Source organism: Abiotrophia sp. HMSC24B09 (assembly GCF_001815865.1).
In the GTDB taxonomy this organism is placed as follows: Bacteria; Bacillota; Bacilli; order Lactobacillales; family Aerococcaceae; genus Abiotrophia.
Window position 1 is genome coordinate 69,773 of the sequence record NZ_KV822203.1, and the last position, 14,749, is coordinate 84,521.

At 49.4% G+C, this 14,749-nt stretch carries 15 protein-coding genes; 1 reads left to right on the forward strand and 14 read right to left on the reverse strand.

Annotation, left to right across the window (positions count from 1 at the left end):
• From HMPREF3093_RS09795 to HMPREF3093_RS05120, 5 genes are all read right to left on the reverse strand, one after another.
• Positions 1 to 288, reverse strand: a 288-nt coding sequence (locus tag HMPREF3093_RS09795; RefSeq protein WP_180363271.1) for a GNAT family N-acetyltransferase, incomplete at its 3' end; no start/stop codon positions are given.
• Positions 285 to 620 (reverse strand): competence protein TfoX, encoded by a 336-nt coding sequence (locus HMPREF3093_RS05105; RefSeq protein WP_070755910.1) that lies wholly within the window; start codon positions 618 to 620, stop codon positions 285 to 287. The genes HMPREF3093_RS09795 and HMPREF3093_RS05105, both read right to left, overlap by 4 nt.
• A 1-nt stretch (position 621) precedes the next feature.
• Complete coding sequence (locus tag HMPREF3093_RS05110) at positions 622 to 1,017, reverse strand: hypothetical protein (RefSeq protein WP_070755911.1); 396 nt, start codon at positions 1,015 to 1,017, stop codon at positions 622 to 624.
• Between the two features lies 1 nt (position 1,018).
• Positions 1,019 to 2,311 carry a DUF2130 domain-containing protein gene (locus tag HMPREF3093_RS05115; protein ID WP_070755912.1) on the reverse strand — a complete coding sequence of 431 codons (1,293 nt, stop codon included), beginning with the start codon at positions 2,309 to 2,311 and terminating at the stop codon, positions 1,019 to 1,021.
• A 401-nt stretch (positions 2,312 to 2,712) separates the two neighbouring features.
• Positions 2,713 to 2,994: a hypothetical protein gene (locus HMPREF3093_RS05120; RefSeq protein WP_070755914.1), complete on the reverse strand. Its 282-nt coding sequence runs from the start codon at positions 2,992 to 2,994 to the stop codon at positions 2,713 to 2,715.
• Positions 2,995 to 3,378: 384 nt separating this feature from the next.
• Here HMPREF3093_RS05120 and HMPREF3093_RS05130 point away from each other — a divergent pair, with 384 nt between their 5' ends.
• Complete coding sequence (locus HMPREF3093_RS05130) at positions 3,379 to 3,840, forward strand: hypothetical protein (RefSeq protein WP_070755918.1); 462 nt, start codon at positions 3,379 to 3,381, stop codon at positions 3,838 to 3,840.
• Positions 3,841 to 3,903: 63 nt separating this feature from the next.
• Here HMPREF3093_RS05130 and HMPREF3093_RS05135 read toward each other — a convergent pair whose 3' ends face one another.
• From HMPREF3093_RS05135 to dgt, 9 genes are all read right to left on the reverse strand, one after another.
• Positions 3,904 to 4,299, reverse strand: a complete 396-nt coding sequence (locus HMPREF3093_RS05135; protein ID WP_070755919.1) for a hypothetical protein — start codon at positions 4,297 to 4,299, stop codon at positions 3,904 to 3,906.
• A 168-nt stretch (positions 4,300 to 4,467) separates the two neighbouring features.
• The gene (locus HMPREF3093_RS05140; protein ID WP_070755921.1) at positions 4,468 to 4,920 is read right to left on the reverse strand and encodes an HIT family protein; all 453 of its coding nucleotides are present in this window, start codon (positions 4,918 to 4,920) and stop codon (positions 4,468 to 4,470) included.
• A gap of 93 nt (positions 4,921 to 5,013) precedes the next feature.
• Positions 5,014 to 6,348 carry a sensor histidine kinase gene (locus tag HMPREF3093_RS05145; RefSeq protein WP_070755923.1) on the reverse strand — a complete coding sequence of 445 codons (1,335 nt, stop codon included), beginning with the start codon at positions 6,346 to 6,348 and terminating at the stop codon, positions 5,014 to 5,016.
• Positions 6,345 to 7,001 carry a response regulator transcription factor gene (locus HMPREF3093_RS05150; protein ID WP_070755925.1) on the reverse strand — a complete coding sequence of 219 codons (657 nt, stop codon included), beginning with the start codon at positions 6,999 to 7,001 and terminating at the stop codon, positions 6,345 to 6,347. Before HMPREF3093_RS05150 ends, HMPREF3093_RS05145 begins: the two co-directional genes overlap by 4 nt.
• Before the next feature lie 309 nt (positions 7,002 to 7,310).
• Positions 7,311 to 8,690 carry an ABC transporter permease gene (locus HMPREF3093_RS05155; protein WP_070755926.1) on the reverse strand — a complete coding sequence of 460 codons (1,380 nt, stop codon included), beginning with the start codon at positions 8,688 to 8,690 and terminating at the stop codon, positions 7,311 to 7,313.
• Between the two features lie 15 nt (positions 8,691 to 8,705).
• Positions 8,706 to 9,356, reverse strand: a complete 651-nt coding sequence (locus HMPREF3093_RS05160) for an ABC transporter ATP-binding protein (protein ID WP_035364132.1) — start codon at positions 9,354 to 9,356, stop codon at positions 8,706 to 8,708.
• A gap of 13 nt (positions 9,357 to 9,369) precedes the next feature.
• Positions 9,370 to 10,665, reverse strand: a complete 1,296-nt coding sequence (locus tag HMPREF3093_RS05165) for an ABC transporter permease (protein WP_070755928.1) — start codon at positions 10,663 to 10,665, stop codon at positions 9,370 to 9,372.
• Between the two features lie 279 nt (positions 10,666 to 10,944).
• A complete protein-coding gene (locus HMPREF3093_RS05170) occupies positions 10,945 to 13,119 on the reverse strand; it encodes a pneumococcal-type histidine triad protein (RefSeq protein ID WP_070755929.1) in 2,175 nt (724 codons plus the stop codon).
• Positions 13,120 to 13,280: 161 nt separating this feature from the next.
• On the reverse strand, positions 13,281 to 14,684 hold the full coding sequence (dgt, locus tag HMPREF3093_RS05175; protein ID WP_070755931.1) for a dGTP triphosphohydrolase: 1,404 nt from the start codon (positions 14,682 to 14,684) through the stop codon (positions 13,281 to 13,283).
• Positions 14,685 to 14,749: the final 65 nt, after the last annotated feature.

The following is a 14,749-nucleotide window of genomic DNA, read 5'->3' on the forward strand; positions in this document are numbered from 1 at the left end:
GCCCCGGCTGATTGCATAGTCTTCAGCCGCAGCCATGAGTTGGTGGCCTAGGCCCTGGCCTTGATGGGCTTTGAGGACGCCCATGCAGTGGATTTCTAGGCAGACAGGCGAAGTTTCTTGAAGGGTGATAAAGCCCCAGCCCTCCCCTGCTTGAAAGCAGACACGGTCGCTGGCCTGGTCAATGTATTCCTGGGTGGAGTCTGGCAGACCAAACCATTCAGGCAGGTCGGCTAAGACCTTCGCCACTAGTTGTGAGCGGTCTTGACCTGCTTGCACTAATTGAATCATGTCTTGTCCCCCTTTGGCTTTTTCTTAGGCTTGGGTGCCGGTAATTCAGGCCACATGGCTTCAAACAAAGCCAGGACATAGCCTGATTGCTCTAGGTCCTCCACCTCAATCATGGGCTTGGCACCCGGATAAGGAAGGACATTGGCTTCTTTGGCTAGATAAGAGAGCGCAGCAGGCACCGGCTTGACTAGCAGGCGGTTATCGTAGAGACCGCCCACTAATTTGCCTTGATAGTAGAGTAGGTACTCGCCCATCATGGCCCGGCTGGTGACCCGCTGGTCATACTGGCAAAGGTCTAAGATAAAGGCTAGATAATCCGGACTGGTGGCCATCTTAGTCCCCTCCCTTCAGATAGTCCTTAAGGTAGGTCAGGTTGCCATAGGCTTCTAGGTCCAGGGGCTCAGTCGTCAAGACCATTCCTCGTCCGGCCGGGTCGCTTGGGACTTGGAAGGCCAAACCTAGACGGCCAGGCTCTTCTCCCGGTGCCCAGGCGATGTAGAGGGTCTTGAGATAGCCGTAAGTGGCATCCTCGGACTGGAGGACGGTCTGGGCATAAGCATACCAGTCGCCGACCTTATAGAGTTGGTTGAGGATTTGGTCCAGATAGTCCTGGCTGACCTGCCGGCTGTCTGGCACTAAATGGGGCAAGAGCCGTAGTTCCACGCTATCTTCGGCGATAGTAGCTAGGTCAATCTTGACTGCCCCCAAACTTCTGAGTCCTTCTAACACCTTATCCCTCCTCTGTCTGATTCTTGGCTTGTTCCAAGGCCTGGAATTTAGCCTTCATGGTTGGGTTCTTGCGGGTCAGCTTCTTAACGCTGACATCGTCCAGCTTGTTATTGGCCAGACGCAGCTGGTTCTCGCTGGTCAGCAAAGCCGTCTTCACGGCCTCCATGCGCTTGATAGCCTTGTCGATTTCCTCGATGGCTTTGGCGAAGTTGTTGCTGGCTGAGTTATAGTTTTTAGCGAAGGCTAGTTTGAAGGCGTTAAGGTCCTCTTCAAAATGGGTAATGTCAATATTCTGCTCCCGCATCTGGGCCAGTTCCTGCTTGTAATGGAGGGCATTCATGGCCGCATTGCGCAGGAGGGTAATCATAGGCAGGAAGAATTGGGGCCGAATGACATACATCTTGTCGTAGACATAGGACACATCCACGATTCCGCTATTATAGAGCTCATTGTCGGCTTCAAGCAGGCTGACCAAAATGGCATACTCGCAGCCCTTCTCCCGCCGGTCCTTGTCTAACTCCTTGAAGAATTGTTCATTCTTCTTCTTGCTGGCGGTCTCGTCGCCTTCGTTCTTCATCTCAAACATAATGGAGAGGATTTCGACACCCTGGTCGTCATACTCGCGGTAGATATAGTCTCCCTTGGAACCCATCCGGGCATCATTGTCCTTGCCGAACTGGGCCTTGGGAAACATGCCCATGCGGTTGCGGTTGAATTCGTACTCGCAGTGCTGCTCCAGGCTCTCGCCAATCATCTTGGTGGACTGCTTGGCCTTGAAGTCCTTGTAAAACTCAATGGTTTCGTCCTTCTTACGTAGCTCCAATTCGTACTTCTCTTGATCCGCCTTGCGGGACAGCTGGGCTTCCTTCTCCTGTAAGGCCAGCTGGTTGGCAACCGCATCGCGCTCCTTCTCCAACTGGGTCTTGGCCGTTTGCAGGGCTTGTTGGTGCTCCAACTGTGCCTGCTTGAGTTGGAATTCCAGGGCTTGAATGGCCTGGTCCTTGGCCGTCAACTGGCCCTGGAGGGCGGTCTCGGTTTCCTTTTGAATCAGGGACTTCTCAGTCTCAAATTGTTGGATTTGATGTTGCAGCTGGCTTAGTTCCTGGTCCTTCTGGGCCCGCAAAGCCTGCTCCTGGTTCTGATAGCGTTGCTCGGCCAAGTCTAGGGCCTGATGGAGGCGAGCCTGCACTTCGGCGTCGAATTCGGCCGTCCGCACCTGGGCTAGCAACTCGCTATATTGGGTTTCATTAATGGTAAAGTGGGTCCCGCAATGGGGACATTGGATTTCTTTCATATAATACGGGGACTCCTTTCATCACTTTGTCTTCTCTATTATAACAAAAAAAGCCCCCGGCTTGTAGTGGGAGCTAGGCTTGACCAAGAGGTGCTTGCCTATTATTCGTGAATTGTAAGCGCCAAACTTGGAAAGGGCTTGGTGTCATAACTTTCACAGTTTAGTGAGCTGGCAACCAGTGGACTTATTTATTAGTTCCACCACTGTCAAAGATAGAAGTGAGCTCATCAAAAAAATAGAAAGCTTCCCTTCACTCGCGAATCGCAGGCATCTACTAACCTAGTACCAATGCATAAAGGTCATCCCCTACCATCTATGATACCTAGATAGGTATTATCATGACTACCGAATCTCTTTGAAGTTCATTAAAGATAAGAGGGAGGCATCCACCTCCCTCTTACTTAGATATACTCACTAGCTGGACGATTTATCTTGCCAGCTAAAATATCTTCCATAATTGTTGTACCATCTTTATAATGTCGTCGTTTAGAAGCGTATGCAAGTCTACGTGCATAAACTCTTTGGGCTGTCTTAATTCCTCTGTGTTTTTTCAAAGCTTCTATAATATGCTCGACATCTTCGTCGATTGTCACATCTCCAGTTAGTTGGTTAGCTATTCTCCGAAAAGCTTTGTGTTGTTCGACTGTCGCTACACTAATAAAATAAACAAGTTCATTGAACATAACATCTCCTCCTTATAGAATATTATATATAGGATATATTCTCCTTGCGCGAACTCTTTAGGCTGCCTTAAGTTATAAGTATTTTTCAGGGGTTCTATAATAGGTGTGACATCTTCGTAGATTGTCACATTTCCTGTTACTTGGTTAGCTTTTCTCCGAAAAGCTTTGCGTTGTTCGACTGTCGGTATACTGAGAAAATAAACAAGTTCATTGTACATAACATCACCTCCTTACATAATATTACATATGCTTTATATGCCTCTATATTATGTATTATACTACATGTAAATATACAGGTCAACAGTTAAATGCAATATTTGAAAAATATCTCTCTATGTTATAAAATATAATAAAGAGAAATAGACAAGAATGACTGGAGGATTTATGGAAACTAGAAATGATAAATTTAGAAGATTGTCTGCGGCTCGAATGACAAAGGTCTTTTCAATATTAAATATACTGAGAAATCAAAGCGATAAATCAAAATACAGTTTTTCAAAATCAGATATTGAAGAACTTTTTGGCGCATTAGAACAAAAAGGCGAAGAAATAAAGGAACTGTTTACTAGTCCTTTTACTATAAAAGCAGCTAATCTAAAACAGGAATTCAAGTATTCCACTTCTGACACAAATAACAGTAAGGAAGTATCTTTTAAGAAACTATCAATTGCCAGAGTGGAGAAGATTTTTTCATTAATGAACCTACTCTCAAATCTAAGCAACAAATCAAACTATAGTTATAGTGATTGGGAAATAGAGGAACTCTTTGCTGCTTATGATGAAGAAGTGAAGAAGTGCAAGGTATTTTTTGAAGAAAAAAGAACGGAGTTCAAATATAGCGAGTGAACTGCTTTTTCTTTTGTAATACACATCAAAAGGGCTGGAATTTGAATTCCAGCCCTAAGTCTCTTAATTCTGTTTAGCTTCTTCCACATAGCTATGGAAGAGAGACGCATAGTGATCATATTGATCCGGATAGCCCTTGCGCAAGTTACGCAGGAAAGCCCGTTTGACCGGCGTCGTATAACGGAAATGAATGTAGAAGAGCGCTATAAGCAGTGCACCGGCCAAGCCACCAAGTGATGAGAGGACAGACCAAAATTCGACACCCGGCTTGCTAAAGTATAAAACCCCTGCCGCTGCAAACAGGACCGCCAGAATAATAATGACCCACTTGAAGTTCTTGTCTAGGCGCGCCTGCACCTCTGCTAATTCTAGAATCACACCTTGTAACTCGCCATCTGTATAAACTCCCTCACGTAGGTTACGCGCCGCGTCACGAGAGAGCACTGTCCGTGTTGCCATAGTTGGATCCACTCCTTTAATTTTGGATAGTCTCAATATAGCATTTTTAGGCCTTAAATTCAAGATTTGTAGGGTTTCTGGCCCTCTTTCTAGCCAAGATGATTGACCAATTAACCCCATAAAATCAAAAATACAGGCATCTCTGTCATGATGCCTGTATTTTTTCGTCTACCCTTCTAAGGCCTCTAGCAGTATTTGCCGCATCTGGGTCAGCTCGGGCTCCTGCAGTCGCACTGCCTCATCCGTCATTTCCTCAAAGGGCACCCACCAGACGGGCCCGCGCCCCTGGTGGCCGTAGGTCCCCATATCGCCAGCGCGACGTGGAAATAGATGCCAGTGTAGGTGAGCATCGCCATTGCCTAGCAATTCGACATTCATCTTCTCTGCCTCAAAGGCCTTGGCCACCGCTTCTTGGACCTGACTCATTTCAGCCAGGAAGGCTAACCTAGTTTCAGGGTCTAAGTCATGTAGCTCCCGCACATGCTGCTTGGCTAGGAAGAGCGTGTAGCCCTTGAAGTATTGGTGGTCACCCAAGACCACATAGCCAGTAGACAGTTCCTTGACTAGGTAAGGATTGCTGCCTTCCTTAATCATCTCAATTCGTTGACAAATTAAACACATGGTCTGGACTCCTTTACTGCACTATTGCTTTGACCCGATTATAGCATAAGTCACTCTCCCATTCAAAAAAGCGCCCTAAGGCGCTTTTCTCTTCTAATCCTCCAGCACTTCCAGCTCAAAGCGCATGCCGCCTTCGATGGCATAGAAGTCATGGACAATATGGTAGTTTTCCAGCAGGTTATGAACCATATAGAGACCCAAGCCGGTCCCCTTATTGCCCTGCTGGTCGCTGTACTGGTGACTGAAAATGTCATAGGCTGACTGAAGGGCTTGGTCAGACATAGGCTGGCAAGGATTCTCAATTCTTAGCTTCTGCCCCTCACGATAGATGCGGATGGTGCCGCCTGGTGTGGAGTAGCGGACCGCATTGCTCATGAGGTTGGAGAAGACCTTGCGGAAGGCAGACTCACTCATAGCTAGGGTGGCCTGGTCGAGTTGATAGTCAATCTGCAAGTGCTGAGCCTGGGCCAGGACTTCATAGTCAGCCAGCACCTGAGGCACAATGGCCGCCACATCCAGTGGTCCTGTCTCGGCCTGCCATTCTTGCAGCTTGGAGAGTTCCAGAATTTCCTTTACTAGGCCAGATAATTGGTCGACCTTGAGCATGGCCTCATCTAAATAGGTATCCCGGTCGGCATACTTGCCTACCTTCCAGCGCATATTTTCTAGCATAATACGCAGACCCGCCAAGGGGGTCTTAAGTTCATGGGAAGCACTGCGCAGGAAGTCGACCTTGAGCTTCTCCAACTCCACCATGCGCTGGTTCTTCTCTTCCAATTCATCAATAACGGCTAGGAGATGGCCGTAGAGCTCGTTGATTTGTCGCTCCATCATGCCCAGCTCATCCTGGCGGATATTCGCAAAGAAGGCCGTCCGATCCAACTGCTTCATGCGCCCGGTCATGGCCGCCATGCGGCTGAGAGGTCGGGACAGGCTGCGGGCGTAGACATAGGCTACCAGCACTGCCAAAGCCACCGAGCCCCCTAGGGACATAGGCAGTAAGGTCAGGGTCACCCGCGTGGCTTGGCGGACCACTTCGGTAGTGGCAACAAACTGCACTAGCAGGCGTTTCTTATCCCGCGTCACCACTTCCCGCTCTTCGATAATGACCGAGTTCTGGTCACTGTCCTGATTATAGTTGAGGTTACGGCCGAGTGTCTTGGTATAGCTAGAACCTTGGGGCTGCATAAAGGCCGTAATACCCTCGTTCTTAGCATAGACTTCCAGGGCTGTCTCCACTTCTTCTTCATCGACTTCGGCCAGGTTTTGGACCATGGCATCGGCCTTGTGGCTCAAGTCGGTCTGGCGATCGTTGAGATAGAAATGGGGAAAGACCAAATAAATGGAGAGATGGGCCACTGCCACCAAGGCTAGCAAGATGGAGATGGTCCAGATAAAAATTTTCGGAAATAAACTTAGTCGTTTCATTTTAGCTCCAATTTATAGCCCACATTTTTGACCGTGACAATACAATCTAAGCCTAAGTTCTTGCGCAATTGCTTGATATAGACATCCACCACTCGGTCAAAGGGTGGATCATCCTGGTTGGCCCAGACATGGTCGAGAATCTGCGCCCGACTGAGGACTTGGCCTTGGTGGTCCAGCAAGAGCTTGAGAACTGCCAGTTCCTTAGGCTTGGTATCTGCCACTTCCCCCTTATAAGTCGCTTCATAGCTGGAGAAGTTGACCTTACTGTCCTTGTATTCCCAGATATCAAACTCGCCGTAATGGCGCTTAAGCAAGGCTTCGATGCGCTTAGCCAGTAGGGCTAGGGAGAAAGGCTTCTGAATATAGCCATCCACCAGCAAGTCGAAGGTCTTAATTTGGGCTTCTTCATCCGCCACCGCTGTCAGCATGAGGACCGGCACAGTACTGGTTTTACGGATTTCTGCTAAGACTTCAAAGCCATTTTTCTTAGGCATCATAATATCTAAGAGGACCAGATCCACGGATACCTCCCCAAAGAGGTCCAGGGCTTCTTGGCCATCAGCCGCCTCCCAGACATAGTAGCCTTGACTGCGGAGAAATTCGCTGACTCCTTCGCGGATGGCTGCTTCGTCTTCTACAATCATCAGATTCATGGGCGCACTTCCTTTCTGATTAATATCTTAAGTCAATTATACCATAGAAAGTAGGATTAGCCTGCGCAAACCCTACTTTCCATGGTAAAAAATATTATGGACTTCCTAGCCTACACTTGAACCAAATTCTGAACATTATCTACAAATGGAAGTCCTTAGGTGGAGAATAAAGGGGTATCTAGAACCCCTCATAGGCCGGTCAAGGCGTCATTGCTTGGACTGAGTGACGAGAGTATGTAAGTGACAATGACGGCGACTTGGCCGGTCTATGAGGAGTTCTCGATGACGAGAACTCACCCACTTATTGGCCTATTGATGGTCGGCCAAGAGTGATTTAGGTTGCTTACGCATGAGGGTAATGGAAGCCAGGAGTACAGCTACCAGGATGACCACTAAGCCTAAGGCTACTACCCAAACCATGTCCATGCCTTGTACTTGGACGGATAATTCGGTCAAGGTCTTGTTGAAGCTATCAATCGCTGCCCCGCCCCCAAGCGTGGTATTCTTGGCTTCAGCTGCCAATTGTTGACCGATGCTTTGGTTGACACTGCCCAGAATGGTATTCCCTACCCATTGACTGACAGGTCCACCTAGGAGGAAGGCACCCACAAAGCTTGCTAGACTGACCATGAGGACTTCAACTAGGAATTGAGCCAAGATTTGTGGCTTGGTCATACCTAGGGAGAGACGAATCCCCATTTCCTTACGACGACCGTTCATCCAGAGGAAGAGGATCAACATGAGGACGACACCTGAGAAGATCAGGCTACCCAAGAGTAGCTTGTCGGTCATGCCATAGACTAAACCAATTGATTTTTGCAAGGATGGGAAGTTTTGGCTGCTCTTAACCAAGCTGTATGCCCGCCAGTTAATGGACAACTTCTTAGCTTCAGACATAATCTTGTCTAAGTCATGGTTACCGTCGACGAAGAAGCTAGCATCTTGATAGATAGCCGTTTCGTCGGTATATCCATAGAGCTTTTGTGTGGTCCCTAAGTCGGTCAGCAGGTTGTTTTGGTAGAGCTCTTGGATGGCCGTTACCCCACCCTTGTTTTTCCCGCTGAAGGTCCCCACGATGGTGACTTCAGTCGTTTCGTTGGCTTGCTTTTCATTATCGGCATCATAGATGTTGGACTTGAGCTTGAGCGTGTCCCCTACCTTGAGGCCGTTCTTCTTAGCAAATTCTTCGTGGACCAAGGCCACGTTCTTGTCTTCAGGCTTAATGTGACGGCCTTCAACTAGCTTGAAGGTTTCGGCACTAAAGCGATCGTCCAAGGAAGAGTCATTGGTCCCTGTCAACATGGCTGCCTTACCGAAGCGACGTTGACGGTCGGCATCAATTCGTGGCAGACCGTCTTGGGAAACCAGTTCCTTGTCGACTAAGTCGGCCACAATCCCCATACGTTTGACTACTTGGCTAATGCCATCTAGGCCTTGAATGGCCGCGATGTCCTTACCTCGCAAGTTCCCACTCCCGCGGTTGGTCCCTTGGTTGTTACGGCGATCGATTTCCATAGAGAAGGAAGAGCTGATGCCCTTGAAGGTTTCTTTGGAGGCCACGTCGGTTGCCCGCTTAACAGCCAAACTACTTAAGGAAACAGTGGACATGACTAAGAGAATGAGGAAGATAATCAGAGTCTTAAATTTTTTACGCCAGACATAGGCCCAAGCATTATTCAATAAACGCATTGTGCTTCCCCCTCTCTACTTGACTTTATGTCCGTTAGCAGCTTTCAGCTTACCATGACTGAGTTCTAGAACCGTATCGGCTGCCTCTGCCACTTGTGGGCTGTGCGTCACGACGATGACACATTTGCCTCGTTCATGGGCTGCTTGACGTAAAATGTCGATGATTTCTTGGGCGGTCCCTTCGTCCAAGTTACCGGTTGGTTCATCCGCTAAGATGATTGGCGCCTCGCTAGCCAAAGCCCGGGCGATAGCCACCCGTTGTTGTTGGCCCCCAGATAACTTGAGGACGTTACGATGAATTAAGTCTTGGCCCAAGCCTAGTTGTAAGAGCAAGTCTTCGCTAGCTTCCGCATTGGCTAGGCGCACATTTTCTAGTGGCGTCAAGTAGTCAATCAGGTTGTAGTTTTGGAAGACCAAGCAAATATTGTGGCGGCGGTGGGCGCTATAGGACTCTTGGGCAATGTCCTTGCCTTGGAAGAGGACTTTACCTTTGGTTGGGCTATCTAAGCCTGCCAAGAGGGATAAGAAGGTCGACTTACCGGCCCCAGATTTACCCACAACGGCATAGAAGGTGCCAGCATCAAATTTTGCGTCTAATTCCTTGAGGACACTCTCTTGTGCCCCTTCATAACGATAGTAAATGTTGTCTAATTTCAATAATGTCATCATGATCACTTCCTTAACTGAGTTGTCCTAGGATTTCCTTAGGTTTTTTGGTGAGAATTAAGCCGGCACAAGCCATGACCGCCACTACTATAATAATGAGGACCACGCCATAACTTGTTGCGACTAGGCCGGCCTGCCAAGTTGGGGCAGCGGCCGCGAAGAGTTTGCGGACCTGGTCTGGCAGGTCATTGGAGACTAAGAGACTGGAGAAGAAACTGTTAGCCAGTGGATAAGCTACTGCGGCTGCGATGGCCCAGGCCCCAATGGATAGGCCCCAGAGCTCTAGCAGGATTTGGCCAATGATTTGGCCCTTGGAAATCCCAATCGAGAGCAGAATGCCGAATTCATGCACCCGTTCCCGCAAGCAGAAGAGCAAGACTAGGAAGAGAGTAATCACACTGACCACTAAGACCGCGCCGGTCATGAGGGTCATGAGGGACTTGAAGCTAGCGATAGGCGCTGCCACCTGTTCAAAGGCTTGACTGTTGGCTGTCAATTGGGTTTGGTCCCAATCCAGCGACAAGGCCTTAACGCGGCTAATAACTTGGTCTAGTTCCTTGGGATTTTTCACCCGATACTGAGCCAGACGCACTTGATAGTCGTCTGCTTGCCGCCCGTAGAGGGCTTGACTGCTAGCGTAGTCGGTGTAGAGCCGGTTTTCGGTCAAATCGGAGCTGAGCCCAGTGAAGGTTTCACTGCGTTTCCCGCTATAAATCCCGACAATCTCAAATTCCTTGGCTTCCCCATCCTTGGCTTCCCCACCTTCGGTTAGCTGGGTGCCCTTGAGGCTAATCTTATCGCCTAGCTGGAGCTTGTTGGCTTCTGCAAAGGCCTCGTGGACCATGACCTTGTCTTTGTCATCTGGCGTCAAGTGGCGCCCTTGGCTAAGGGTCAAGGCCCCGCTAGCAAAATCTAAATCGGTTTGACTGTCTTGGCGACCTTGAATGGATAAGAGCTGATTAAAGATATCGTCGCCTTGGTCACGTTGCACGGCTTGTTGGGCCTGAATGACTTGGCCGGACTCAAACTTGGCCAACCCTTCTGATTGATACTGAACGTCTGCTACCCCTTCTACTTGAGCCACTTGACTGATGTCCGACTCTTTCATACCTGCCTGCAAGCCCTGACCTTGGAGCTGGAATCCCGCATTGGAGAGGGACAGGAGTTTATCTTGAACTTGTTGGGTACTAATCTGAATCGCGAAAACAGCTAAGACAGCGGTCGTGATCAGAGATAAGATGAGGAAAAGCAGCCCTACTCTGACTCGCTTACGGCTGACATAGGCCCAAGCACGCTGATACCATTTCATACGAGTCACTTCCTTTCTGCTGATTAAGAACTAACTATAGTATGCAACCCCTGTGTGAAGTTGATATGAAATTGTGAAATAAATTTTTGCCATCTTCAATAAATGAAAAATCCAGCCCCTCTCCCGGCTTGAGAACAGGATAAGGGCTGGGTTTTTGAGAGGTTGACCGATGACAAAATAACTATTTTATATTTTCTATCACTTAGCCACCTAACCTAAAAAACACCCACCATCAGTTCGGCCGCTGATGGTGGGTGGTTTTTTAATAGAGGCTTAGACTTAGTTGCTTGCAGTCGTTTCGTCTTTCTGATCGCTTGCTGCATCAGCTTTTGAGCTGGATGAAGACTGGGATGAGCTTTGGTCTGAGGATGAGGAGGCCTCGCTTGCCTTGTCCTCTTCAAAGTTAGTTACTGGCAGGCTCTTGTCCTTGTCAGCGTCTTCTAAGACTTCGGAAGTAAAGGATTTGTTACTTTCCAAGATGCTTGGGCCACCATCTTCCCCGGCTTGGGTAATGGCCTTATACTTGTCGCCTACGCGAGTGTCGACCTTACCATTAAACTGGGCATGCGCTAGCTCGATGGCCTGCTTAGCCAAGATAGCTGGCGAGAAGAGCGGTTCTGCTGGGTCATCCCCACCGAAGACGGCATTGGTCTTGGATAGGCGGGCAATGAGATCCGACACTTGTTCCCGCAAGTCATAAGACAATGGCTTGTCTTGGACGTGTTGGGTCAAGAAGTAGAGATGCTTCATGGCTTCAACCCCAGGACGGTCGTTGGCGTCCTTGAGGGCGGCCACATAGGCTGCTAAGCGGCTTAAGCCCACCGCGTCTTGTGCTTCGATGGCCTTGTTGGCTTGTTCCCGCAATTGGTCAGCGGTCACTCCATAGTTGGTCAAGTTAAGCTCGCTAATGGCCTTGAGGATGCTCTCATGTTGGGCATTCAATTTGGCCAGACGTTCGGACAATTTGTCACTATTGTCTTCAATTTGGAAGATATAGCGGGCCGCAAAGCGGTCTAAGAGTTGGAGGAAGCCTTGGGTCGAATTACCCTTGTCCTTGAGGCTTTCTTCAATGTCTTGCAAGCCAGCTTCAATCCGGGCTAGAGCTACTTCTTGGCCAGCCAAACGTTGGCTAGCGACTTGGCGCAGGGTGGCGATGTAGGCTTTGACTGTCGCTTCATCCAAATCCCCTGGCACATGGATGCTTGGCAGGCTGGCTAATTTATTGGCTACATAAGCCTTGGCCCCTTCCACATTGCGGATGCGGATATTGTGGCTGTGGTCGCCATGTGGCACCTCGAAGTAGCCATCGCGAATGCGAATAATGCGCTGAGGAATCCCCATTCGTTTAGCAAGGCCTTCTAATTCGCGGGCAAAGCGTAACTCAGGGTCAATGCTTGGATCCTGACTAGGCACTTCCAAGGTCCAGAGTGGCACTACCCAAGGATGGATGTGAGACTTATCTTGGCCTTGTTCCGTATTTTGGAAGGCAAAGACTTGACCCCGATAGTTGCCTGCATCATCATAGACGGCCTGCAACTTGATAGTGTCCCGCTCTACCCCATAGGCATAGCTGATGTAATCCAGATGCCCTTGAATCTCAGGAGAATCTAAGGTCAAGAGGGAAGTCGGCCCTTGTGGCGTGCTTGGTTGTTCTGGCTGACTCGGAGCCGGGCTTGGACTAGCTGGCTGATCCACTGGCAGACTTGGTGTGACAGGTTGACTTGGTCGAGTCAATTGATCGGCTGGATGACTTGGCGAAACAGGTTGGCTTGGGCTGGCTGGCCGGCTAGCGACTGGACCATTTGGTCTTGGGCTGACTGGCTCATCATCGAAGGACAGATTGCCCAGGCCTTGACCACAATCCAGCACATCGTGGAAATGGTCGCCGTGAGGAATCCGCACTAGGCGGCAGCCCCCTGGTGTGTGGGCATTAGGTACAGTTGGCGCATTGGCCAAGTCCCGTTTGGAGATAAAGTGGAAATGGTCGCCGTGACGGACTACATAACCATCCGCATTCTCTTCGACAATATCGGCTGGGTTAAAGACATAATTATCGTCCCCACCCCTTCTTGACCCGTTAGCCCCTGCTTGTGCCTGGTCTTCGTAGATGGCGTCCACTGGTGGCTTACCATAGACAAAGTGATAGTGGTTGCCGTGTTTCTTAAGGTAACCATTGGAAAAGACCTTACCCACGATGACCTTTTGCTTACCCATTTTTTCCTTGAATTCTAGCTCCAGCTTATCCAAAGCCAGAGATTCCTCTCGAGCTTGGGCTGCGGCCAAATCGCTAGATAATTGGCCCTTGTCGCTTTCGGCCTGGGACATGGCCGTTTGGGCCTCTTGCAAACGGGCTTGAGATTGACTGAGATCTTGGTTAAGGCCCCACAAACCGGCCCCGGCGCTTAAAAGAATGGCGCCATTAATCCCCCATAATAGGATGCGTTTTTTAGTCATGAATGATGACTCCTTTATATATAATGGTAATTCTTACGTTTAGCATCTTACACCGAATCGTAATGATTGTCAATAGTCTAATGAAAAAATATTGCACTACTTGTTAAATAGTGTGCCAGCATCAAAAAAGCCCCCTGCTATGAGGGAGCTGGGTGATAAGATTAGGAAATACCTACCATATCTAAGTAGAGTTGGTGGGCATAGCTGTCGGTCATGCCTGAGATGAAGTCCGTGGCCAAGAGTAGGCGCAGATAGAGCTTCTCTAATTCCGACTTACCTTGCGCAAAATAATGGTAGGACCGTTTCTGGCTCTCGGAAATAATGCCAATCTTCTTAAGGTCCACATAGTCTAGTCGACGCGCTGTATCATAGGCCACCAAAGGCGGCACGAAGCTATCCAGCAGATAGGTCAGGGTCGAATAGCCCGCTATTTCTAGGCGCAGAATGGACTTGTGGTCATAGATTCGCTCTTCAGAAATAGACCGCAGTTGATGATAGAGCGGCGCCACATCCGAATCTTTGAAAAGGTCAAAGTCGTAGGTCCCGGCCATCAAGTCAGCATAATGGCTCACGAAGGACTGGGTGGCACCGGCAATCAGGACATTGCGCAGGTGCTCGAAGAAACGGTTGATGCTGAAGATTTCTTCATCAATGGTTTCCAGAATGTAAACCACCTGACGCGAAGCCTGGCTGTCCTGGGCTGACTGCTTAAGGCTGGCTAGCAAGTCCGACTTGACCATGGCGAAGGTCAGCACCCCCTTGCCCAGGGCGTCTTCCATATCGGCCACCAGATAGGCAATATCATCAGCTGCTTCTAGGATAAAGGTCAGCGGATGGCGTTGGCTGCCCGCCCCCGTTCGGCTAGTAATGGCTTGGAAGAGGTCGACCTCCGCATGGAAGTAGCCCACTTTCTTATGGGTGATGGCGCCGGTCTTAGGCTGGTGGGAAGCCCGCGTGTATTTGAGAATGGTATTGAGGGTGGCCACGGTTAAATCCAGGCCAACGAAGCTACCCTTGAAGTCGTGGAGCTTGGCCGCAATCCGCAGGGCCTGGGCATTACCCTCAAAATGATAGAGGTCATGAACATAGTCACTAGCCAGGAAGTCCTGGGCCAGTTGGGGATCCAACTGCTCACTCAGAATGGCTGGCAGGCGCTTCTTGAACCACTGACGGATAATATCCTCACCAAAGTGCCCATAAGGCGGATTGCCAATATCGTGCAGGAGACTAGCGCACTCGACAATACGAGCGATGTCGGCCTGACGGACAATGAATTCCTGCTGGCTGACTGCCAGCTCTGAATCTGCCACGCCTTCCAGTTGATCCGCCAGACTGAGAGCAATCTCCGAGACCAGGGTCCGACCAATCATTGCTACTTCCAGGGAATGGGTCAGGCGCGTATGAATAAAATCCATCCGCTCCAAGGGAAAGACCTGGGTCTTGTCCTGCAGCCGTCGGAAAGACGGACTGGTCACAATTCGTTTGTAGTCATCATCAAATTCATTACGATGCTGGGTCGCGCTTCCCGATAGACGGGCAGTAGATAAAAGCTCTGTCCATTGCATAAGCCGGACCTCCTTGTCTGCTGGCTGGGGGTGTTGGGGTGTTAAAGTGGGCGTCAGCCAGCCTA

Coding starts and splice junctions, on each gene's coding strand:
- HMPREF3093_RS05105 (WP_070755910.1), bottom strand. CDS start 620: ATGGCCACCAGTCCGGATTATCTAGCCTTTATCTTAGACCTTTGCCAG.
- HMPREF3093_RS05115 (WP_070755912.1), bottom strand. CDS start 2,311: ATGAAAGAAATCCAATGTCCCCATTGCGGGACCCACTTTACCATTAAT.
- HMPREF3093_RS05120 (WP_070755914.1), bottom strand. CDS start 2,994: ATGTTCAATGAACTTGTTTATTTTATTAGTGTAGCGACAGTCGAACAA.
- HMPREF3093_RS05130 (WP_070755918.1), top strand. CDS start 3,379: ATGGAAACTAGAAATGATAAATTTAGAAGATTGTCTGCGGCTCGAATG.
- HMPREF3093_RS05135 (WP_070755919.1), bottom strand. CDS start 4,299: ATGGCAACACGGACAGTGCTCTCTCGTGACGCGGCGCGTAACCTACGT.
- HMPREF3093_RS05140 (WP_070755921.1), bottom strand. CDS start 4,920: ATGTGTTTAATTTGTCAACGAATTGAGATGATTAAGGAAGGCAGCAAT.
- HMPREF3093_RS05145 (WP_070755923.1), bottom strand. CDS start 6,348: ATGAAACGACTAAGTTTATTTCCGAAAATTTTTATCTGGACCATCTCC.
- HMPREF3093_RS05150 (WP_070755925.1), bottom strand. CDS start 7,001: ATGAATCTGATGATTGTAGAAGACGAAGCAGCCATCCGCGAAGGAGTC.
- HMPREF3093_RS05155 (WP_070755926.1), bottom strand. CDS start 8,690: ATGCGTTTATTGAATAATGCTTGGGCCTATGTCTGGCGTAAAAAATTT.
- HMPREF3093_RS05160 (WP_035364132.1), bottom strand. CDS start 9,356: ATGACATTATTGAAATTAGACAACATTTACTATCGTTATGAAGGGGCA.
- HMPREF3093_RS05165 (WP_070755928.1), bottom strand. CDS start 10,665: ATGAAATGGTATCAGCGTGCTTGGGCCTATGTCAGCCGTAAGCGAGTC.
- HMPREF3093_RS05170 (WP_070755929.1), bottom strand. CDS start 13,119: ATGACTAAAAAACGCATCCTATTATGGGGGATTAATGGCGCCATTCTT.
- dgt (WP_070755931.1), bottom strand. CDS start 14,684: ATGCAATGGACAGAGCTTTTATCTACTGCCCGTCTATCGGGAAGCGCG.